This window comes from Neobacillus sp. NRS-1170, assembly GCF_050468025.1.
Window position 1 is genome coordinate 20403 of sequence record NZ_JBITPF010000066.1, and the last position, 21309, is coordinate 41711.

Below are 21309 nucleotides of genomic sequence, written 5' to 3' on the forward strand. Positions count from 1 at the left end.
CTACTTCCAGCTCCTTCCTGTGCATTCGCTGATATGTTCAAAACCTAATTTTTCTAATAAAATCGGCAATTCTTCAATAATCGTCGGACAAACAAAAGGATCTACAAAATTAGCTGTTCCCACGGCTACTGCACTAGCCCCTGCATAAAAGAATTCAATTACATCTTCTGCCGACTGAATGCCGCCCATTCCAATGATCGGAATATTTACTGCTTGACTAACTTCATAAATCATCCGTATGGCAACCGGTTTAATCGCCGGGCCGGATAATCCGCCCGTACGGTTGGCCAAAATAGGTTTCCCTGTTTTTAAATCAAGGCGCATGCCAACGAGCGTGTTTATCATCGTCAAACCATCGGCACCGCCCTCTTCAACAGCCTTTGCCATTTCAACGATATTGGTTACATTCGGCGATAGTTTCACATAAACAGGAACTTCAGAAACTTCTTTAACCTTTCTGGTAAGTTGCTTTGCTACCTCTGGGACCGTTCCAAAGGCGATACCGCCGGTTTTAACGTTTGGACAAGAGATGTTAAGTTCAAGTGCATGAACGTTTGGAGCTTTAGATATTTCTTGTGCAACTTGTACATAATCTTCTTCTAAAGATCCAGCAACATTCGCGATAATCGGTACATCATATTGGGAAAGCCATGGAAGTTCCTCGGACATGACTTTGTGTAAGCCAGGATTTTGCAGGCCGATGGCATTTAACATTCCAGCACGTGTTTCCGCTACACGAGGTGTAGGATTGCCAAACCTAGGCTCTACGGTTGTTGCCTTAATCATAATCGCCCCAAGCTCACTCAAATCATAAAATTTGCTATACTCTCTGCCAAATCCGAAACAACCGGAAGCTGGCATGATTGGATTCTTTAAATTTAAGCCCGGTAAAGAAACTGTTAAACGGCTCATATCAGCACCTCCCCAGCACGGAAAACAGGCCCATCACTGCATACTTTTTTATAAGAAACTCCGGATGGATCATCTGCACTTCTACACACACAAGCAAAGCATGCACCCACACCGCAGCCCATCCGTTCCTCTAAAGATAAAAATACTTTTTTGTCCTGATATGTTTGTTCGATTGCCTTTAGCATCGGAGTGGGGCCGCATGTATAAATACAATCAAAACTTAAGTCCTTCATAACATCTGTAACAAAACCTTTTTTTCCATAAGATCCGTCGACTGTCGTAACATAGGTTTCGCCATTTTTCATGAATTCTTTTTCGTAAAAAACAGCAGACTTTGTTTGAAAGCCTAGCACATGGATGACCTTGACACCTTTAGCCGTCAATTGATTGGATAGTTCATAGAGCGGCGGTACACCGATTCCCCCGCCGACGAGGAGAGCCGTATCACCGGTTCTCACTTCCTCAACAGGAAACCCATTTCCTAATGGACCAAGAATATCTACTTCCATGCCTGCTTCCATTTTTGCAAGCAGGGAAGTTCCCTGCCCCTCTTTCCGGTAAATCATCGTAAATTCTTCGTTCGATTTATCATAAGAAGAAATGCTAATCGGCCTTCTTAAAAGGGGGTCCCAGGAATTTGAGATCCGAAGATGAACGAATTGTCCTGGTGCTTGTATGTCATGGGTGAAGCTTGCTTTTACAGTAAGCTCGAATATATCTTCAGCAATTTCGTGTTGCGCGACTATTTTGCACAATTCTTTGCGTATCATACAAAAACCGCCTCCTTTTCCGGAGCTTTCATCGCTTCAGCAGAAAAGTTCATCGATTCAATCACTTTGAGAATTGCATCTGCCGTATCCAGGGAAGTTAAACATGGCACCCCATTTTCAACGGCTTCACGGCGAATTCGGAATCCATCACTTTCCGGCTGTTTGCCTTTTGTTAAGGTATTGATGATAAACTGAGCTTCGCCTCCATGGATGACATCTAATAAGGTAGCACCCTCTGAGCCGATTTTACCGACAACTTTTACAGGAAGGCCTGCAGCTTCTAAGACAGATGCTGTTCCGCTCGTCGCCATTAATCGGTAGCCGATGGCGGCAAACCTTTTCGCAAGCTTTAAGCTTTAAGCTTTCAGCTTTATCCTTATCAGCAACCGTGAATAACACGGTTCCAAACTTGTGAATGTTCATTCCTGATGCAACTAAGCCTTTGTATAACGCTTTTTCAAGGGTGATATCCTTACCCATTACTTCACCAGTCGATTTCATTTCAGGTCCAAGGCTGATATCTACACTTTTCAGTTTGGCAAAGGAGAACACTGGAACTTTAACAAACACGCCATCCTTTTCAGGAATTATGCCTGCCCTGTATCCTTGGTCCAGTATAGACACTCCCAAAATAGCTTTTGTCGCAATTTTGGCCATAGGAACATTGGTTATTTTACTTAAAAATGGAACGGTTCGGCTTGAACGCGGATTTACTTCAAGAACATATACTTGATTCTCAGATATGACATATTGAATGTTTAATAGTCCGACAATATTTAAGCCAATCGCTAATTTCTCCGTGTATTCTACTAACTTTTGTTTAATTTCTGCTGATAAGGTTTGCGGCGGATAAACTGCAATGGAATCCCCTGAGTGAACTCCAGCGCGCTCAATATGTTCCATAATTCCTGGAATTAACACATTCTTGCCATCACAAATCGCATCAACTTCAATTTCTTTACCTGTTAGGTATCGATCGATTAAGACTGGATGTTCAGGATTGATTTTCACGGCGTTTTCCATATAACGGAGCAGTTCATTTTCTTCGTAGACAATTTCCATTGCCCGGCCGCCTAACACATAGGAAGGACGAATCAGAACTGGATAGCCGATTTCCTCTGCAATCAAACGGGCTTCCTCAACAGATAAAGCCGTTTTACCAAGCGGCTGAGGAATATTTAATTGCTGCAGGGCATATTCAAATTTATCTCTATCCTCTGCGCGATCTAAATCCTCAAGGCTGGTTCCTAAAATTTTTACGCCATATTCAGCTAGCTTTCCAGCTAGATTAATCGCAGTCTGCCCGCCAAATTGCACGACCACTCCGATTGGCTTTTCCAGGTCAATGATAGCCATAACATCCTCGATGGTCAGCGGTTCAAAATAAAGCTTATCAGAGATACTGAAATCCGTTGAAACGGTTTCTGGGTTATTGTTGATAATAATCGCTTCATATCCAGCTTCTTTAATCGCTTTGACAGAGTGAACAGTTGCATAATCAAACTCAATCCCCTGACCGATGCGGATTGGACCAGAACCTAGGACAACCACACTTTGTCTGTCGGTAACGATGGACTCATTTTCTTCCTCATATGTTCCATAGTAATATGGCGTTTCTGATTCAAATTCAGCTGCGCACGTATCAACCATTTTATAAACTGGAATAATTTGATTGTTTTTTCGATAGGTGTAAAGTTCTGTCTCCGTCATTCCCCATAGCTCTGCAATCTTTTGATCTGTAAATCCCTTTTGCTTTGCTTCCAATAAAATTTCAGCGTTTAAGGGATTTTCTAATAAAGTTTCTTCTAGTTTAATTATTCCTTCTAGCTTTTTAAGGAAAAATAAATCTATTTTACTCCATTCGTGAATCGTCTCAATCGAGGTTCCTCTTCTTAAACTTTCGGCAATGTAGAAGAGTCTCTCATCTCCAGCTTTACGAATTCGCTTCTCGACAAGCTCATCGGCGAATTCATTGGCACCATTCAACTCAAAGTTATAGACACCTGCCTCAAGTGAGCGGATTGCTTTTAATAATGACTCTTCAAAATTACGGCCAATCGCCATAACCTCGCCCGTTGCTTTCATTTGGGTGCCGAGTGAGCGATTTCCGGATTCAAATTTATCAAATGGCCATCTCGGTATTTTTGTCACAATATAATCAAGGGCTGGTTCAAAGCTTGCGTAAGTTTTTCCGGTAACAGGGTTTTTCATTTCATCAAGTGTAAGTCCAACGGCAATCTTTGCTGCAAGCTTCGCAATCGGATACCCTGTTGCCTTTGATGCAAGTGCAGATGAACGGCTTACGCGCGGATTCACTTCGATAATGTAATAATTAAAGCTATATGGGTCAAGGGCAAGCTGTACATTACAGCCGCCTTCAATTTTTAATGCACGAATAATTTTTAAAGATACATTTCTCAACAGCTGGTACTCTCGGTCGCTTAATGTTTGACTTGGTGCTACAACAATGGAGTCACCAGTATGAACTCCAACAGGATCAATGTTTTCCATATTACACACAACAATTGCACTATCATTAGCATCACGCATGACTTCATATTCAATTTCCTTGAAACCGGCAATACTTTTCTCCAGCAAACATTGGTGAACAGGACTATTCTTTAAACCGCTCGTCACGATTTCTTCTAATTCTTCTTGATTGTGGCATATACCGCCGCCCGTTCCGCCAAGAGTAAAGGCTGGACGGACAATTACTGGGAATCCAACCTTTTCTACGAAGGTTTTTGCTTCCTCTAATTCATGAATGATTTCACTGTCAGGTACAGGCTCCCCTAATTCATTCATTAAATTGCGGAATAATTCCCGGTCCTCAGCTTGTTTGATTGCTGAAAGCTTTGTTCCAAGAATTTCAACTCCACACTCTGCCAAAACGCCGGAATTCGCTAATTCCACAGCTAAGTTAAGCCCTGTTTGCCCGCCAAGAGTGGCTAATAAGGCATCAGGTCGTTCTTTTCGGATGATTTTGCTGACAAACTCCAGTGTCAAAGGCTCGATGTAAACGGCGTCGGCCATTTCTGTGTCCGTCATAATGGTTGCTGGATTTGAATTGATCAGAATAACACGGTAGCCTTCTTCTTTCAAAGCTATACAAGCTTGTGCACCCGCATAGTCGAACTCTGCTGCCTGCCCAATGACGATTGGTCCTGATCCGATTACTAAAATGGAGTTTATATCTGTACGTTTTGGCATGCTGCTGTTCCCTCCTGTTTTTCCGATTCAATCATGTTTAGAAACTGTTCAAATAAGCCGTTTGCATCCTCTGGCCCAGGGGATGCCTCTGGGTGATATTGAACTGTGAATGCTGGATAATCTATATGCTTCAAGCCTTCAATCGTATCATCATTTAATGCAATATGAGTTACCGCAAGCCTAGTATTTTTAAGTGATTTACTATCAACCGTATACCCGTGGTTTTGGGAGGTTATCGACACTTTCCCAGTTGAAAGTTCTTTTACTGGATGATTGGAACCACGGTGGCCGAACTTCATTTTGACGGTATCGGCACCGCAGGCAAGTGCAAATAGTTGATGGCCAAGGCAGATGCCGAAAAGCGGTACTTTCCCAAGCACTTCTTTAATCATATGAATGCCTTCTGGAACATCTTTCGGATCTCCAGGTCCATTTGAAAGCATGATTCCATCAGGACGCAGCTGGAGAATTTCTTCAGCGGTTGTATGGTAAGGGACGACGACAACATCACAGCCGCGTTTATTTAACTCCCTTAAAATACCGTGTTTCATCCCAAAATCAACGAGGACAATTCTCTTGCCTCTTCCTGGGCTCGGATAAGCATTTTTAGTGGAAACTCTTCTTACTTGGTCAATAGGGAGCCGCGTTTGTCTTAATTTCCTCAACACTTCATCCGCATCATTTTCAATGCTGCAAATAGCTCCTTTTAATGTACCTGTCTTTCGGATAATCCTCGCTAATTTACGTGTATCGATTCCGGCAATGCCAGGGATTTTTTTCATTTTAAAGTATTCGTCGATGGTAAATTCACTTCTCCAGTTTGAAGGGAAATCTGCGGCTTCTTTGACAATGAATCCTTTAACTGCTGGATTAATCGATTCAAAATCATCGCGGTTAATCCCGTAATTTCCGATTAAAGGATAGGTTAACATGACAATTTGTCCACAGTAGGATGGATCGGAAAGAATTTCTTGATAACCAGTCATACCTGTGTTAAAAACCACTTCACCAAAGGTGTCCATATGGCTTCCAAAACCTTCTCCGATAAAAATCGTTCCATCTTCTAAAATTAGCTGTGCTTTCATGCTGTTACACATCCTTTTTCCCAAACTATATTTCCAGCTGCGATCGTTAACTCTGGCCAGCCTTTACATTTCCAGCCGCCAAATGGAGTGTTTTTCCCTTTGGATAAAAACTCATCAGGATTTATTTCACGTTCTTCATTTAAGTTTAATAAAATGATATCTGCCGTCGCCCCTACCTCAATTTTCCCAAATGGAAGTGCAAAGGTTTCTGCAGGCTTTTGCGTCATATAACCAATAAGCTGCTCAAGTGAGATGATATTTTTTAGCACCAAGTTTGTATAGAGGAGTGGGAAGGCTGTTTCTAAGCCCACAATTCCAAAAGGTGCTAATTCCATGCCTTCACTTTTTTCTTCCTGTGTATGTGGTGCATGATCGGTTGCAATAAAATCAAGTGTTCCATCTAGAAGCCCTTCAAGTAAGGCCAACTTGTCTTCTGCATCCCTTAATGGAGGGTTCATTTTATAATTGGCATCAAGCCCTGGAATATCATCCTGAGTTAGTAATAAGTGGTGCGGCGTCACTTCCGCCGTTACCTTAATACCTGCTCGTTTTGCATCTCTAATTACGCGTACTGATTCTTTCGTACTGACATGGCAGACATGGTAATGACAGCCTGCTGCCTCAGCGAGCAGTACGTCTCTTGCAATTTGTACAGACTCACAAATGGAAGGAATGCCGTTTAATCCATTTCTTTTCGAAAAGCTGCCTTCGTGTACACAGCCTTTGTTGATAAGTGAATTTTCTTCACAGTGGGCAACAATCGCCATATTTAAATCTGCAGCTTTTTGCATGGCTTCAAGCATCATACTGGCCGTTTGGACCCCTACGCCGTCATCGGTAAAGGCAAAAGCACCAGCGTTTTTTAGCCCCTCGAAGTCCGTTAGTTCCTGTCCTAGCAATCTAGTTGTGATTGAGGCATATGGTAAAACTCTAACCTTTGCCGTTTCTTGAATTCGCCTTTGCACGTCCGCCATAATTTCTACATTGTCAGGGACAGGTCGAGTATTTGGCATGGCTGCTACCGTAGTGAAACCGCCTTTTGCTGCGGCAAGCGTTCCGGTTGCGATGGTTTCCTTTTTCTCGCCGCCTGGCTCACGAAGATGAACATGCAGGTCGATAAATCCAGGTGATACAAAGAGACCTGCTGCATCCACTTTACGATTTACGGATTCTTCAATCTTTTCCTCGATTTTCGTAATAATCCCATTTTCTATTAAAATATCAGATTGTTTATTTTCGCCATTAGATGCTGTGTAATTGGCGTTCTGAATAAGTATTTTCATTTGTATAGCCTCCCTTTATGCTTTCGATTGATCTTTTTAAAACCGCCATTCTGACATAAACACCGTTTTCCATCTGCTTAAAAATTCTTGAACGTTCACATTCTATCAGACTGTCAGCAATCTCTACGTTTCTGTTTACCGGTGCGGGATGCATAATAATGCTTTCTGGTTTCATTTTCTTTTCCCGCTCAAGTGTAAGGCCATATTTTTGATGATATTCAGAGGAAGTATAGCTTCCCTTTTTCTGGTGACGTTCATGCTGGACACGTAGGAGCATCACAACATCAGCCTCCTGAATTGCCTGATCAATCGGAATAAATCTTGTTGCATGAAGGCTATGATTATCAAACCATTCTTCTGGACCCGAGAATACAACTTCTGCTCCCAGCCTTGTTAAGGTGTCAGCATTTGAACGTGCCACCCTGCTATGCCGAATGTCACCGATGATGGCTATTTTTAATCCTGTAAAACGTCCATATTCTTGATAGATGGTTAGCAGATCCAAAAGGGATTGTGTTGGGTGGTGGCCGCAGCCATCTCCGCCATTGATAATCGGTACATTCACTTTTCCAACAAGTTCGTCAAAATAACGATCCTGGCCATGTCGAATGACAATGGTATTCACTCCGATAGATTCAAGCGTTTTTACTGTATCGTATAAGGTTTCTCCCTTTTGAACACTTGAGGTTTGCACTTCAAATGGGATGACACTTAATCCTAATTTTCTTTCAGCCAACTCGAAGCTGCATTTCGTTCTTGTGCTATTTTCAAAAAATAAGTTGGCTGAAAATAATTGTCCGTCCGGGCGCCATTCCATGCCATCAGCAAACCGCTGTGCATCGTTTAAGATTTGATAAATCTCTTCCACTTTTAATTCGTTCGTGGTAAGTAAATGATTTAGCAACTCGTTCCCCACCTTTTCCTATTTTTGCAAAAAAACACCCTGACTAAATGATCAGGGTGCATTAATTCCACACTTTATCCGCGCTAAATGCGATTCAAGTGATAACACCCTTATAAGCCTCTCTGGACTTCTTTTAAAAGGTTTATTTATTATGCAATTTTCTTGGTATCATTCGTTTGTTCAACTTCAAACATATTTTCATCGGCTTCTTGTCTTCCTGGTAGGATTAGATTTAACAACACTCCAATGATGGCGGCTAAAGCCATACCCTGAATTTGGATATTGAATGGAAGTTTTACAATGGCTCCTCCAATGCCCATAACCAAAATGACGGATGAAATGACAAGATTGCGTTTATCCCCAAAATCAATTTTGCTGTCTACTAACATTCTCAAGCCTGATGAAGCTATGATTCCAAACAATAGGATTGAAACTCCACCCATGACCGGTGTTGGTATAGTTTGGATTAAAGCTGTTACTTTCCCAATAAATCCGAAGATGATGGCAAGTACAGCGGCGCCAGCGATGACATACACACTGTAAACCCGCGTGATGGCCAAGACGCCGATATTTTCACCATAGGTTGTTTTTGGCGGGCCGCCAATTAGAGCTGAGATCATTGTTGCGGTTCCATCACCTAGAATCGAACGATGTAAACCAGGTTCTTTAATGTAGTCACGGCCTACAACTTTGCTTAATACTAGCTGGTGGCCAATATGCTCCGATAGAGTAACAACTGCAACTGGAATCATTAATGCGGCTAAATCCCATGTGAATTTCACTTTGTAGCTTACAAATGGAATAATGAATTCCGGCATTTCAAACCAATTTGCTTTCAATACTGGACTGAAATCAACAATCCCGACCATTAATGCGTAGAGATAACCAACTACAATTCCACCTAAGATAGGAATGATACTTAAGATTTTTTTTGCGTAGATGGAGAAGATAATCGTTGCTGCTAAGGTAACTAGCGCTACCGAGAAATGAAGCATGCTGTATTTTCCAGCCGGATTATTCATTGCCATACCTACGGCAGTACTTGATAGGGCTAAACCAATTACCATAATAACGGGACCTACTACAATTGGCGGGAGCAGATTCATAATCCAGCGATGTCCTGCTTTGCTAATGACAAGCGCTACAATCCCATAAACAAGGCCTGCTGTAAAAGTTCCAACCATCGCTGCGCCAGGGCCCCCTGCAGCTTTTGCAGCTATTACTGGAGCGATAAAGGCAAACGAAGATCCGAGATATGCGGGAACTTGAAATTTTGTAATTAGGAGAAATGCCAGTGTTCCAAGACCGCTTGATATTAACGCAATGGCTGGGCTTAATCCAACCAGATATGGTACAAGAATTGTTGCACCAAACATCGCGAACAAATGCTGCAAGCTTAAGGTAAGCCACTGGGCGGGTTTTGGAGTATCTTTTACGTCTAGGATAGGTTTGTTATTCATTTGATTTCCCCCAATTGTCTATATAAGTTATTAATATTTTTTGCGCATTTTCATAAAAAAACCCTCTAAGTCCATGGCAGGACAAAGAGGGTATGGAAAAGCCGTAAAATAATCCCGGCCTTTTCCCCTTTGTCAGCCTCACAGGACTGCATTTAAAAGGGCAAGCTATTTATTTGTCATATATGCTGACTTGATCAATCTGGTCCACTTCTACAAGCTCGACTACAATTTTTTCATCACTTGATGTTGGGATGTTTTTTCCAACATAATCGGCGCGAATCGGTAGTTCTCGATGGCCCCGATCCACTAATACGGCAAGCTGGATGGTTGCTGGCCGCCCTATGTCCATTAAGGCATCAAGTCCTGAGCGGACCGTACGTCCTGTATATAAAACATCATCAACTAGAATGACTTTTTTATCACTTATGCTAACTGGAATATCCGATCCTTTAACAAGCGGCTCTTGATTTTCCGTTTTCTTCGATAAATCGTCTCGATATAAAGTGATATCAATTTCCCCAACAGGTATTGGGCTTCCCTCGATTTCCTCGATTCTTGAAGCAAGCCGCTGGGCTATATAGATGCCTCTTGTACGGATACCGACAAGAATACACTCTTCAATACCTTTATTTTTTTCAATAATTTGATGGGCAATCCTTGTTAATGCACGGCCAATTGCCTGCTCATCTAGAACAAGAGCTTTTTGGTTCATAAGACACCTGCTTTTTATAAAATAAAAACCTCTCACCGATTTGGCGAGAGGTAAACGAGTCATTTCAACTAATAAGGGTATAGATTTCCCCTTAGTAGTTATCCGTTCCTTCTCAGCCTCACGGGACTGAATTTAAAGGCTTATTCAACTATAGTCATCTTACAATAATACTAATATAATGTCAACGGTTATTTCGAAGCAGGTCAAGCAGCCTTTCGAAATCTTCAGGAAGTGGTGCTTCAAACTCTAAATATTCATTTGTTCTCGGATGAGTAAAGCCAAGCACCCCGGCGTGCAGTGCCTGTCCATCAATATTAAGCGTTTTTTTCGGTCCATACTTAGGATCACCTGCAAGCGGGTAGCCGATATATTTCATATGAACTCGAATTTGGTGGGTTCTTCCCGTTTCTAATTGACACTCAACAAAGGTAAAATCTTTAAAGCGCTCGATCACATGAAAATGCGTAACCGCATGCTTCCCATTATCAACCACTGCCATACTTTGTCTGTCCTTTGTATCTCTTCCCAGCGGGGCATCAATCGTTCCAAAATCATGGGGAATAACACCATGAACAATTGCTTTATATTTACGAGTTACTGTTTTCTCAACTAATTGATTCACTAGGCTTTCATGAGCCATATCGTTTTTGGCGACCATTAATAGTCCGGAAGTATCTTTATCAATCCGGTGTACAATCCCCGGTCTTAACACTCCATTAATACCGGATAAATCTTTACAATGGGCCATTAAACCATTCACCAATGTCCCAGTCATATGTCCTGGGGCTGGGTGAACAACCATACCTCTAGGCTTATTTACCACTAGAACATCTTTATCTTCGTAATAAATTTCCAGGTCTAATTCTTCCGGAATAACATCCAGTTCTTCAGGTTCGGGAATGGTGATTTCAATTTCATCGTTCATACCGCATTTATAATTTGTTTTTACTTTTTGTCCGTTCACTAAGACATTTCCATCTTTAATCCATAGCTGGACTTGTGTTCTTGACCATTCTTCATTTAGAGTCGAGATGACTTTATCAATTCGATCCCCTTTTTGCATTTCAAGAATGGTGTGTTCCATTTTCTCCATAAGACTTCTCCTTCGATTCCTTCTCTTCTCGAAGCATTTGAATCATTAATAAAATTACTCCTATTACTAATGCTGAATCTGCAATATTGAAGACAGGAAAATTATAGCTAAAAATATAAGTATGGATAAAATCGACAACTTCTTTTCGAATTAATCGATCAATAAAGTTACCGATAGCCCCACCAAGCATAAATGCAAGTGAAACTCCCAATAGCCATTTACCTTTAGCTGCTTTGTAAAGATAATACATAATGCCGGCAATAACAAGAAGGGTTATTACATAAAAAAGCCACATCTGACCTTGCAAAATCCCCCATGCCGCTCCGCGATTGCGGTGGGATGTAATATACAAAATATTATCAATGATTGGTATGCTTTCTCCTAAGTACATATTTTTTACAATTAACCATTTGGTAAACTGGTCTAAAATAATTACAAAAAAAGCGATTAAGTAATAAAACACTAAAATCCCCCACATTTCGCCTAGACTTATCCTTAGAATTTTAGCATACTTAATCGTAAAACGACAATGTAACATCATAAAAATGACTAATGAATTGTTTTTTTACAAAATATCTCTAATAACTCTGAATCTTTTACTGTCTTTAAGGTAGGAATCATTTTTAATAAATCTTCCGGTATAAATTCCCCTGAAATTTCACATTGACCAAAAATTCCATCCTTTAGCTTCTGAATAGCACAATTAATGTCAGCCAATTCTTGTTCAAAAATGTTTGTTAACCAATCTTTATTCTGTTTGTTTTTTAATGAATTTTCAATTTCTTCTTTCGTTTGACGGAGTTCCAAAAACAGCTGTTCCTGCATTGCATTCATAGTTGTTACCTCCGTTTGGTCATTTGTTATATTATTTCCGCAAGCATTTTTCTGACACGGACAAACATTTGTCACAAACAACAACAATTAACGGAGAAGGAAAATATTAAAAGCCCCGTTTCCACGGGGCTTCATAATTTTATGCTAAATGTGAATAGTTTTCTTTAACAACTTGTGCACAGCGAGGGCAAAGTGTTTTATGCTCTTGGTCTTGACCTACTTCCGGTGTTACCACCCAGCAGCGTTCACAGGTTTCACCTTCTGCCTTGGTGACGACAATAGCAGCTGTTTCTAATTTCAGCGCATTTTCAGGTGCCTGATCGTATGCACCTGCAACTTCAAAGCCTGAAACAATAAATAATTGCTGCAGGTTTTCTTCAATCGAATCTAGAAGGGCTTTTGTATTATCATTAACGTACAAAGTCACCTTAGCCGTTAACGATTTACCAATAACCTTTTCATTTCGAGCTTCTTCTAATGCCTTTAGAACATCATCACGCAGCTTCATAAATGCCGTCCATTTTTCTTCTAAGCCCTTCGCCCCTGGAAGATCCACATATTCCGGAAAATCTGTTAATTGAACACTTTCCTCCTGAACTGCCGGAATGAATTTCCATACTTCATCAGCTGTATGAGAAAGGATAGGAGAAACCAGCTTTGAAAGCGCAAGCAAGGATTCATATAAAACAGTTTGAATCGCTCTGCGGTCTTGATGGTCAGAAGCCTCAATGTATAGAACATCCTTTGCAAAATCTAAATAGAAAGCACTTAAATCAAGGGTACAGAAATTATTAACTGCATGGTAAATCCCAGCAAACTCATAATTTTCATAAGCCTTATGAACATATTTGATGAGTTTATTTAATTTAACAAGCATGAATTGATCAACTTCACGCAAGTTTTCATAAGCAACTTTATTCACTGCTGGATCAAAATCTGCTAAGTTTCCTAATAGGAAACGGAAAGTATTACGGATTTTTCGGTAAACTTCAGCAACCTGCTTCAAAATTGCATCGGAGACCCTAACGTCTGATTGATAATCAACAGAAGCAACCCATAGACGAAGGATATCAGCACCTAGTTGATTCATGACCTTTGCTGGCACGACAACATTACCTAATGATTTACTCATTTTTCTGCCTTCACCATCTAGTGCAAACCCATGGCTTAATACCCCTTTATATGGTGCCTTGCCGGTCACAGCTACAGCTGTTGATAAGGAAGAGTTAAACCAGCCGCGATATTGGTCAGATCCTTCTAAATACAAATCAGCCGGACGAACTAAATCTTCCCGCTCAAGGAGAACGGCTTGGTGGGAAGAACCCGAATCAAACCAAACATCCATGATATCCGTTTCTTTTGTGAAGGTTCCATTTGGACTACCTGGATGAGTAAAGCCCGCTGGAAGTAAATCTTTTGCCTCACGCTCAAACCAGATATTTGATCCAAGTTCACGGAAAAGGTTAGATACATGATCAATTGTTTCATCGGTGATAATCTCCACACCATTTTCTGCATAGAAAACAGGAATTGGAACACCCCAGACGCGCTGACGGGAAATACACCAGTCGCCACGGTCACGAACCATATTGAATAGTCGTGTTTCTCCCCATGCTGGAACCCACTTTGTTTCCTTTACCGCTACTAAAAGTTCATTGCGGAAGTCTTTAATAGAAGCAAACCATTGAGCTGTAGCACGGAAAATAACCGGCTTTTTTGTTCTCCAATCGTGCGGGTATGAGTGGGTAATAAAAGTTAGCTTTAATAATGCTCCTGCTTCCTCCAGAGCCTGACCAATTGGCTTATTGGCCTCTTCGTAAAATAAACCTTCGAATCCAGGAGCTTCGCTCGTCATATAGCCTTTGTCATCAACTGGACAAAGCACATCTAAACCGTACTTTTGACCAACATGGAAATCATCTTCCCCATGGCCTGGTGCAGTATGAACGCAGCCAGTACCAGCATCAGTTGTAACATGTTCCCCTAACATGACTAAAGAATCACGGCCGTACAACGGATGAGAGGCAACAATATTTTCCAACTCCATTCCTTTGACCTTTTGGACTGTGGTGACATTTTCCCAGCCAATTTCTTTTGAAACAGCCTCTAAAAGGGCTTCAGCCACTAAATACTTGTTCCCATTAGTTGAAACCACTACATAGGCTAGGTCCGGATGAACTGAGATTCCAAGGTTTGCAGGAATGGTCCAAGGAGTTGTTGTCCAGATCACAATTTGTGTATCAGTATCAATGACGCCTTTTCCATCTTTGACTTTGAAACCAACATAGATGGAAGGGGAACGCTTATCCTGGTACTCAATTTCTGCTTCCGCTAAGGCCGATTCACTTGATGGAGACCAATAAACCGGCTTAAGACCTTTATAGATATAGCCCTTTTTCGCCATTTCTCCGAATACCTTAATTTGTTGGGCTTCGTATTCCGGCTTAAGAGTAATATATGGATTTTCCCAGTCTCCACGAACACCTAGACGTTTAAATTGTGTCCGCTGATTATCAATTTGCTCTAAGGCATAAGTAGTACATAACTGACGGAATTCAGCTACGGTCATTTCTTTACGCTTAACACCTTTATTGGTTAATGCCTGCTCAATCGGCAGTCCATGTGTATCCCATCCAGGTACATACGGAGCGTGATAGCCGCTCATTGATTTATAACGGACAATCATATCTTTTAAGATTTTATTAAGAGCATGCCCCATATGGATATCACCATTCGCATATGGAGGTCCATCATGCAAGACGAACATTGGCCGACCCTTAGTGCGCTCCTGGACTTTTTTATAAATATTCATCTCTTCCCATTTTGCCTGGATATCCGGCTCTCTTTGCGGAAGATTGCCCCGCATTGGAAATTCCGTTTGCGGCATCAATAACGTATCTTTAAATTCCATTTTCTTTTCCTCCTGATACTTTCATAAAAACAGAATAGCCAAATGACCAATAAAAAAACCCTCTCATCCCAAATAGGGACGAGAAGGTTTGATTCCCGCGGTACCACCCTGATAAATAGAACGAGTAAATTCGTTCTATCCTCTTTAGATTCGTAACGTGAATAACACGCCAAGATCTACTTTTCCATTAGAAGTTCGACCTTAGGACTCGAGGGTGATTTTCCAATTTTTCTGCTTTACCGGGCTTTCACCATCCCCGACTCGCTTAAAACAGCCTCATGAAAAATTGTACTGTCCCTTTCATCGTCAATTGCCATCTATTCAGTATAATCTGTTAAAAAATTATATGCTAATTTAACATCTTTCGTCAAGCTAATGAATCTTCTTCTTCATGGATTTTTAATTCTGTGGCATCCACTTCATATTCTAATAAGTGATCCCAATCATCTGTATTCAACATATCGAGCTGCGCTTCGATTAACATCTTAAAACGAGTTCGAAATACCTTAGACTGCTTTTTTAAATCCTCAATTTCAAGTGCAATCTTTCTTGCTTTTGAAAGGGATTCGTTCACGATTCTGTCCGCATTTTTCTCGGCTTCCTTAATAATGAGCTTCGCTTCTTTTTGAGCGTTACGTTTTACTTCTTCACCAGCTTCTTGAGCAATAATGATAGATTTATTAAGCGTCTCTTCAATATTTGTAAAATGGCCTAGCCGCTCTTTCATATCATTTAATCGTTCTTCCATCTCTTTTTTCTCTCTGAGAACTAATTCATAATCTTTGATCACTTGATCCAAAAATTCATTAACCTCGTCCTCATCGTAGCCTCTAAACCCTTTATTAAATTCCTTATTATGAATATCTAACGGCGTTAACGGCATGATGCCACCTCCATAAATCTGTTCTAATATATGTATAAGGAAGTATTCGACATGTTTTTCAAAAATCCTGCAAAAAAATGAATTATTTTTGTTTTCCGGCAGTAATTCGCCATTTCTCTTTTTTTGTTTTTCCGTCTAAAGACATAATTTTTACTCGTCCATATCCTCGAACCGAAATCATATCACCGGCTTGACATTCAAATGAAGTATTTTCGATTAAAGACCAATTAACTTTAACAAGCCCTTGTTGTATAAAAAGTTGTGATTTTTGCCGGGAGAGATGATGAATACTAGAAATAACCGTATCCAGTCGTAATGAAGATACAGTTAACTCCATTTTTTCCCAAAGTTCTTGAAGGCTAAGGGCATTTTCGAGCTTTGTTTCCACCAATTTTACCCCAGCCCTGCCAATTGTTTGCAGATTACTCTTAATATATTCGCTGATTTCCGTAGCAGCGAAAAATTGAATCTGGTCATTATTGGTTAAGATGTCACCAAATTTACCGCGCTTTAACCCTAAGGACATTAAGGTTCCTAACACCTGCCGATGCTCGATTGTGACAAACTTTTTCGGATAATCAATTTCAAACAGGCTGATCTGAAAATCAGCTTGTTCGGCAGTTAAATAATCAGGCAGTAATAACGCTCTTTTTCTTTCCACTCCATTGCTGCCCCCAAAAAGGGTATATTTTACATCGTTATTTTCGCCAATTAACATGGTTAAAATATACTGTTCTCTCGGGTCAAGAAAATCCGTTAGCTTTGGAGTATATTGTGTTTCCACATAATTTTTCCATTGTAATACCTGATCGATAAAGTCCCGTTCTTCTGGACGGAAATGCTGATAAATGTTCATTCTTGTTTACACAACCTATGGTACAGTATTTAAAAAAATGAAGATAAATATCGGAGTCCGCTTTGCGCAAAATTTAGGACTAAGAAAGCAACAATTGGCGAAATGTCCATCATCCCAATGGGAGGAATTATCTTTCTAAACGGCACTAAATATGGTTCACAAATGTTGGTGAGTATTCGGCCAATTGTTGTCTCCCTTGCATTTGGAAACCAGGACATCAATATATAAATAATTAATGCCCACGAATAAATCGATAATAACTGTGAAAGGAGACTAAAAATAAAATCCATTTATTTTACCACCTCGTTATTTGATTTTCAGAGTCAGGAAAAAGCTCCGATATATTTCCTGAAACCTCCACATTATCAGGGGTACATAAAAAAATGCATGTGCCGATTTTCTGGATATCCCCGCCAATGGCATAAACGGCACCGCTTAAAAAATCGATAATTTGTCTGCCTTGTTCATTATCGATGCGCTGCAAGTTTACCACTACCGCACGGCGATTTTTTATATGGTCCGCAATCTCGGTTGACTCAGCATAAGTATGAGGTTCAACTAATATTACTTTTGATCCTTTTGAAGGAGTGCTGGAACTAACAGGTTTTTGGACACTTTGCAGACTGACAACATTTTGAGGTTTAACAGGCTGCTTTTTTTGTTTTACTGGTTCAACTGCTTCTACATAATCTTCATTGTTATCATCATATTGTTCATCTAAAAAGAAAAATGTTTTTAATTTTGATTTAATCGTCATTTTTTTCTCTCCTAACCATCTTCACCGACAAGTGCTGTGCCAATTCTTACCATTGTTGCCCCTTCTTCAATCGCAATTGTAAAATCATTGGACATTCCCATTGAAAGCTCTGTGCATGGAGCAAATTCTAAATTGTATGCCTGAATTTGATCCTGAAGTTCTCTTAGTTTTCGAAAGCAATCACGCAGAACCATTTCATCATCCGTAAATGGCGCCATCGTCATTAAACCCTCTACAATTATATTTTCATATGGTCGGAGGGATTCAATAAACTCAATTGCCTCATCGGCAGTTAATCCATGTTTTGATTCCTCCTGTGACACATTTACTTGAACAAGACACTTTATTTTCCGTTTCGCACGTTTATTAATTTCTTCAGCCAGCGAAAGTCTGTCCAATGAATGAATATATTCAACCTTATCAATAATATTTTTCACCTTACGAGTCTGAAGTGTTCCAATAAAATGCCAAATAGGCTTGTCCTGAAGCACATCCCACTTTGCAAGAAGTCCTTCATCACGATTTTCACCCAGATTATAAATACCCGCATCTAATGCTTCTTTCGCTCTTTCCGTGCTGACATATTTCGTTACGGCAATCAGCTTTATTTCTTCGGGATCCCTATTTGCTTTTAGGCATGCCTCATTTATTTGTTGTCTTATTTGTTCTAACTTTGCTGCTACCTTCATAAATGATCGTTAGTCTCCTTCCAGCCAATAAAACTTAACATTCTTCCAGTTCTGCCTTGATCACGGCGATGGGAAAAAAATAAATCATGGTGACAGCTTGAGCAAAATCTTGTTACGCTAATATTTTTATCGGGAATACCTGCATTTAGAAGGATTTTCCGATTCACTTCACGTAAATCTAAAGAATATTGACCATCACTAATTAGATTATATGGTTTTCCTTCGACATCTTCTAGTGTATTTTCAACTAAGTTAATGACACGATCATCCACAATATAACATTTTTCGCAAATAGATGGCCCGACTGCGACAAATATCTGTTCAGGGTCTATCCCTTCTTTTTTCCAAGCTTCAATCATCTTTCCCCCTATTTTTCCAACTGTTCCCTTCCAGCCAGCATGAGCTGCCCCTATCATACGTGCTTCTGGAGCAATAAAAAAAAGAGGGACACAGTCAGCAAAGCAAAGAGTTAAAAGAATTCCCTCTTCATTTGTATAAAAACCATCCGTACCCTTGAAAGACTGTTCATAGGAAACAGCACCTAAACCACGATCTGCTTTTGAAACTTTTTTAATAAAAGTATCATGAGTCTGTTCGGCACCCACCCAATTATTTATTGAGAAATCAAGCAGGTCAGAAACTATTTCTCGGTTCGAACCTACATCATTAATATTATCGTTAACATGAAAGCCGAGATTTAATGTTTCAAAATCCCCTTTACTCGTCCCCCCGATCTTCGTTGTCATTCCTGCAACAAGTCCTGGATAATGCTCGGTCCAAGTGTCTATTAACAAAATTGAATTATTTTTTAAAACAAAAGGTTCCATGTTCATACCTCTAATGTTTTTCTTTAGTTTATCATGAATTGAAAAATTGGTCACCGCTAATGACAAAGCTCAAACTTCTGCTTCTTCAGAAATTCTTTCTACACTTCCTTTATGCCTTACCAAAATGACATCCTCACCAATTTTAATGATATTTTTCCATGGGATGACGATGTCTTCATCCTTCCCAAAAAAACCTAGTACTCGGCCGCTGCCAGAAATCACCACTGCTTCTATTTTTCCAGTGGTTAAGTTAATCTCAATATCGCCAATATTGCCCAATCTTTTACCATCGGCTACATTTACGACATCTTTTATCTGGAAATCCGAAATTTTAACCATACACATACCACTCCCAGTTCCTGTACTATAAAGAATATATGATTGTGATGGTCGATTTAGTAACAGAAAAAGCTGCCCCATTGGACAGCTTAGCTTTGGATATTCTTATTCATTTGTCTTATCGCTGCTTTTTCTAATCGGGAAACCTGCGCTTGGGAAATTCCGATTTCATCAGCGACTTCCATTTGTGTTTTACCCTGAAAGAATCTTTTACGCAAAATTAATTTTTCACGCTCGTTTAATCGACGCATTCCTTCTTTTAAAGCAATTTCCTCAATCCAGTGAATATCTTTATTTTTCTCATCACTTAATTGATCCATGACATAAATAGGGTCGCCGCCATCATTGTATATTGGCTCAAATAGGGACACTGGGTCCTGTATGGCATCGAGGGCGAAGACAATCTCTTCATGTGGCACCTCTAAAACCTTCGCGATTTCTTCAGCAGTCGGTTCACGTGAGGTTTCGCTCATGAGTCGTTCCCTAACCTGAAGGGCTTTATAAGCGATATCCCTTAAGGAGCGGGACACACGAATAGGGTTATTATCTCGCAAATATCTTCTTATTTCTCCAATAATCATTGGTACGGCATAAGTGGAAAACTTTACGTTTTGACCTAAATCAAAGTTATCAATCGATTTCATTAGTCCAATACAGCCTACCTGAAATAGATCGTCAACAAATTCACCTCGGTTGTTAAAACGTTGAATCACGCTTAATACAAGGCGCAAATTTCCATTTACGAGCTTTTCTCTAGCGGATATATCGCCCTCTTGCATTTGCTTGAAGAGAATTCTCATTTCTTCGTTTTTTAATACAGGAAGTTTTGATGTGTCCACACCGCAAATTTCAACTTTATTTCGAGTCAATTCTTTTCCCTCCTCACAGGAGCTGCTGTACAAAAAACAGTATTTCCTTGAGGAGGAAAAATATGCACCTATCCATACGAGTGGACAGGTGCATATTTGTCGAAAATTGCAATAAAATCACGAAACGATAGGGTTTTTTTGGTAGAAAAAAATTTCTTAAACCATCTTATTGAACTCTTTTCGTAATCTTTTAATAATTCTTTTTTCTAACCGTGAAATATAGGATTGGGAAATTCCAAGCATATCGGCAACATCCTTTTGCGTTTTTTCCTCGCCATTTGTTAAACCAAAGCGAAGCTCCATGATTTGTTTTTCACGATCGGTTAGCTGATGTAAAGCTTTAGTGAGCAGCTTCCGATCAACATTCGCTTCTAAGTCTTTGGTAATGATATCATCATCGGTGCCCAGTACATCTGATAACAAAAGCTCATTCCCATCCCAATCGATATTCAATGGTTCGTCGAACGAAACTTCTGACCTGATTTTATTATTTCTCCTTAAGTACATCAGGATTTCATTTTCAATACATCTGGAAGCGTATGTAGCAAGTTTTATTTTCTTTTCTGGATTGAAGGTATTAACCGCCTTAATTAAACCAATTGTCCCAATACTGATTAAATCTTCAATATTTATCCCTGTGTTTTCAAATTTTCTGGCAATATAAACAACTAGACGAAGGTTTCGTTCAATTAATATCGACCTTGCTGCCTTGTCACCGCCAGGCAGTTTTTTTAAGAGCATTTCTTCTTCATCTTTACTTAAAGGAGGCGGCAATGCTTCGCTTCCGCCAATATAATATACTTCATCTGTTTTTAAACCTAATTTTATTAAAATTTTATACCAATAGTAGGATAAGCGAAGTTTCCACTTTTTCATTCATGTTCCTCCTTCTAAAATATGTTTTTCTGAGTATAG

20 protein-coding genes, 1 pseudogene and 1 other annotated feature are annotated in these 21309 nt (G+C 40.0%); all 21 genes and pseudogenes read right to left on the bottom strand.

The window, feature by feature from the left end:
* The gene (locus ACIFOT_RS24115; RefSeq protein ID WP_430068878.1) at positions 1–912 is read right to left on the bottom strand and encodes a dihydroorotate dehydrogenase; all 912 of its coding nucleotides are present in this window, start codon (positions 910–912) and stop codon (positions 1–3) included.
* Entirely contained in the window at positions 909–1682 is a 774-nt protein-coding gene (locus tag ACIFOT_RS24120) for a dihydroorotate dehydrogenase electron transfer subunit (protein ID WP_430068881.1), read from the bottom strand. The genes ACIFOT_RS24115 and ACIFOT_RS24120 overlap by 4 nt, the downstream gene beginning before the upstream one ends.
* Positions 1679–4892 (bottom strand): annotated as a pseudogene (gene carB, locus ACIFOT_RS24125) (carbamoyl-phosphate synthase large subunit). Before carB ends, ACIFOT_RS24120 begins: the two are co-directional and overlap by 4 nt.
* On the bottom strand, positions 4871–5977 hold the full coding sequence (locus tag ACIFOT_RS24130; RefSeq protein WP_430068885.1) for a carbamoyl phosphate synthase small subunit: 1107 nt from the start codon (positions 5975–5977) through the stop codon (positions 4871–4873). Before ACIFOT_RS24130 ends, carB begins: the two are co-directional and overlap by 22 nt.
* Positions 5974–7260: a dihydroorotase gene (locus ACIFOT_RS24135; protein ID WP_430068888.1), complete on the bottom strand. Its 1287-nt coding sequence runs from the start codon at positions 7258–7260 to the stop codon at positions 5974–5976. The genes ACIFOT_RS24130 and ACIFOT_RS24135 overlap by 4 nt, the downstream gene beginning before the upstream one ends.
* Positions 7220–8164, bottom strand: coding sequence for an aspartate carbamoyltransferase catalytic subunit (locus ACIFOT_RS24140; RefSeq protein ID WP_430068890.1), 945 nt, complete (start codon positions 8162–8164; stop codon positions 7220–7222). The genes ACIFOT_RS24135 and ACIFOT_RS24140 overlap by 41 nt, the downstream gene beginning before the upstream one ends.
* A 149-nt stretch (positions 8165–8313) precedes the next feature.
* Positions 8314–9624 (bottom strand): solute carrier family 23 protein, encoded by a 1311-nt coding sequence (locus ACIFOT_RS24145; RefSeq protein WP_430068893.1) that lies wholly within the window; start codon positions 9622–9624, stop codon positions 8314–8316.
* A 169-nt stretch (positions 9625–9793) separates the two neighbouring features.
* Positions 9794–10336: a bifunctional pyr operon transcriptional regulator/uracil phosphoribosyltransferase PyrR gene (gene pyrR / locus ACIFOT_RS24150; protein ID WP_430068896.1), complete on the bottom strand. Its 543-nt coding sequence runs from the start codon at positions 10334–10336 to the stop codon at positions 9794–9796.
* 181 nt (positions 10337–10517) lie between these two features.
* A complete protein-coding gene (locus tag ACIFOT_RS24155) occupies positions 10518–11429 on the bottom strand; it encodes an RluA family pseudouridine synthase (RefSeq protein WP_430068899.1) in 912 nt (303 codons plus the stop codon).
* On the bottom strand, positions 11401–11892 hold the full coding sequence (lspA, locus tag ACIFOT_RS24160; RefSeq protein WP_430068902.1) for a signal peptidase II: 492 nt from the start codon (positions 11890–11892) through the stop codon (positions 11401–11403). The genes ACIFOT_RS24155 and lspA overlap by 29 nt, the downstream gene beginning before the upstream one ends.
* An 86-nt stretch (positions 11893–11978) precedes the next feature.
* Positions 11979–12263, bottom strand: a complete 285-nt coding sequence (locus tag ACIFOT_RS24165; RefSeq protein ID WP_430068905.1) for a hypothetical protein — start codon at positions 12261–12263, stop codon at positions 11979–11981.
* A 139-nt stretch (positions 12264–12402) separates the two neighbouring features.
* Positions 12403–15174 (bottom strand): isoleucine--tRNA ligase, encoded by a 2772-nt coding sequence (gene ileS / locus ACIFOT_RS24170; RefSeq protein ID WP_430068908.1) that lies wholly within the window; start codon positions 15172–15174, stop codon positions 12403–12405.
* A 71-nt stretch (positions 15175–15245) separates the two neighbouring features.
* Positions 15246–15487, bottom strand: a binding site (T-box leader).
* 54 nt (positions 15488–15541) lie between these two features.
* Positions 15542–16057, bottom strand: a complete 516-nt coding sequence (locus ACIFOT_RS24175; RefSeq protein WP_430068910.1) for a DivIVA domain-containing protein — start codon at positions 16055–16057, stop codon at positions 15542–15544.
* Between the two features lie 82 nt (positions 16058–16139).
* Positions 16140–16913 carry an RNA-binding protein gene (locus ACIFOT_RS24180; protein WP_430068913.1) on the bottom strand — a complete coding sequence of 258 codons (774 nt, stop codon included), beginning with the start codon at positions 16911–16913 and terminating at the stop codon, positions 16140–16142.
* Between the two features lie 29 nt (positions 16914–16942).
* The gene (locus ACIFOT_RS24185) at positions 16943–17203 is read right to left on the bottom strand and encodes a YggT family protein (RefSeq protein ID WP_430068915.1); all 261 of its coding nucleotides are present in this window, start codon (positions 17201–17203) and stop codon (positions 16943–16945) included.
* A gap of 5 nt (positions 17204–17208) precedes the next feature.
* Positions 17209–17670: a cell division protein SepF gene (locus ACIFOT_RS24190; protein WP_430068917.1), complete on the bottom strand. Its 462-nt coding sequence runs from the start codon at positions 17668–17670 to the stop codon at positions 17209–17211.
* Positions 17671–17681: 11 nt separating this feature from the next.
* Positions 17682–18359, bottom strand: a complete 678-nt coding sequence (locus tag ACIFOT_RS24195; protein ID WP_430068920.1) for a YggS family pyridoxal phosphate-dependent enzyme — start codon at positions 18357–18359, stop codon at positions 17682–17684.
* On the bottom strand, positions 18356–19186 hold the full coding sequence (pgeF, locus tag ACIFOT_RS24200) for a peptidoglycan editing factor PgeF (RefSeq protein ID WP_430068923.1): 831 nt from the start codon (positions 19184–19186) through the stop codon (positions 18356–18358). Before pgeF ends, ACIFOT_RS24195 begins: the two co-directional genes overlap by 4 nt.
* Before the next feature lie 69 nt (positions 19187–19255).
* Positions 19256–19525: a YlmC/YmxH family sporulation protein gene (locus tag ACIFOT_RS24205; RefSeq protein WP_430068926.1), complete on the bottom strand. Its 270-nt coding sequence runs from the start codon at positions 19523–19525 to the stop codon at positions 19256–19258.
* An 89-nt stretch (positions 19526–19614) separates the two neighbouring features.
* Positions 19615–20394, bottom strand: a complete 780-nt coding sequence (gene sigG, locus ACIFOT_RS24210; protein ID WP_040204876.1) for an RNA polymerase sporulation sigma factor SigG — start codon at positions 20392–20394, stop codon at positions 19615–19617.
* Between the two features lie 156 nt (positions 20395–20550).
* On the bottom strand, positions 20551–21270 hold the full coding sequence (gene sigE, locus ACIFOT_RS24215; RefSeq protein ID WP_223588615.1) for an RNA polymerase sporulation sigma factor SigE: 720 nt from the start codon (positions 21268–21270) through the stop codon (positions 20551–20553).
* Positions 21271–21309 lie beyond the last annotated feature (39 nt).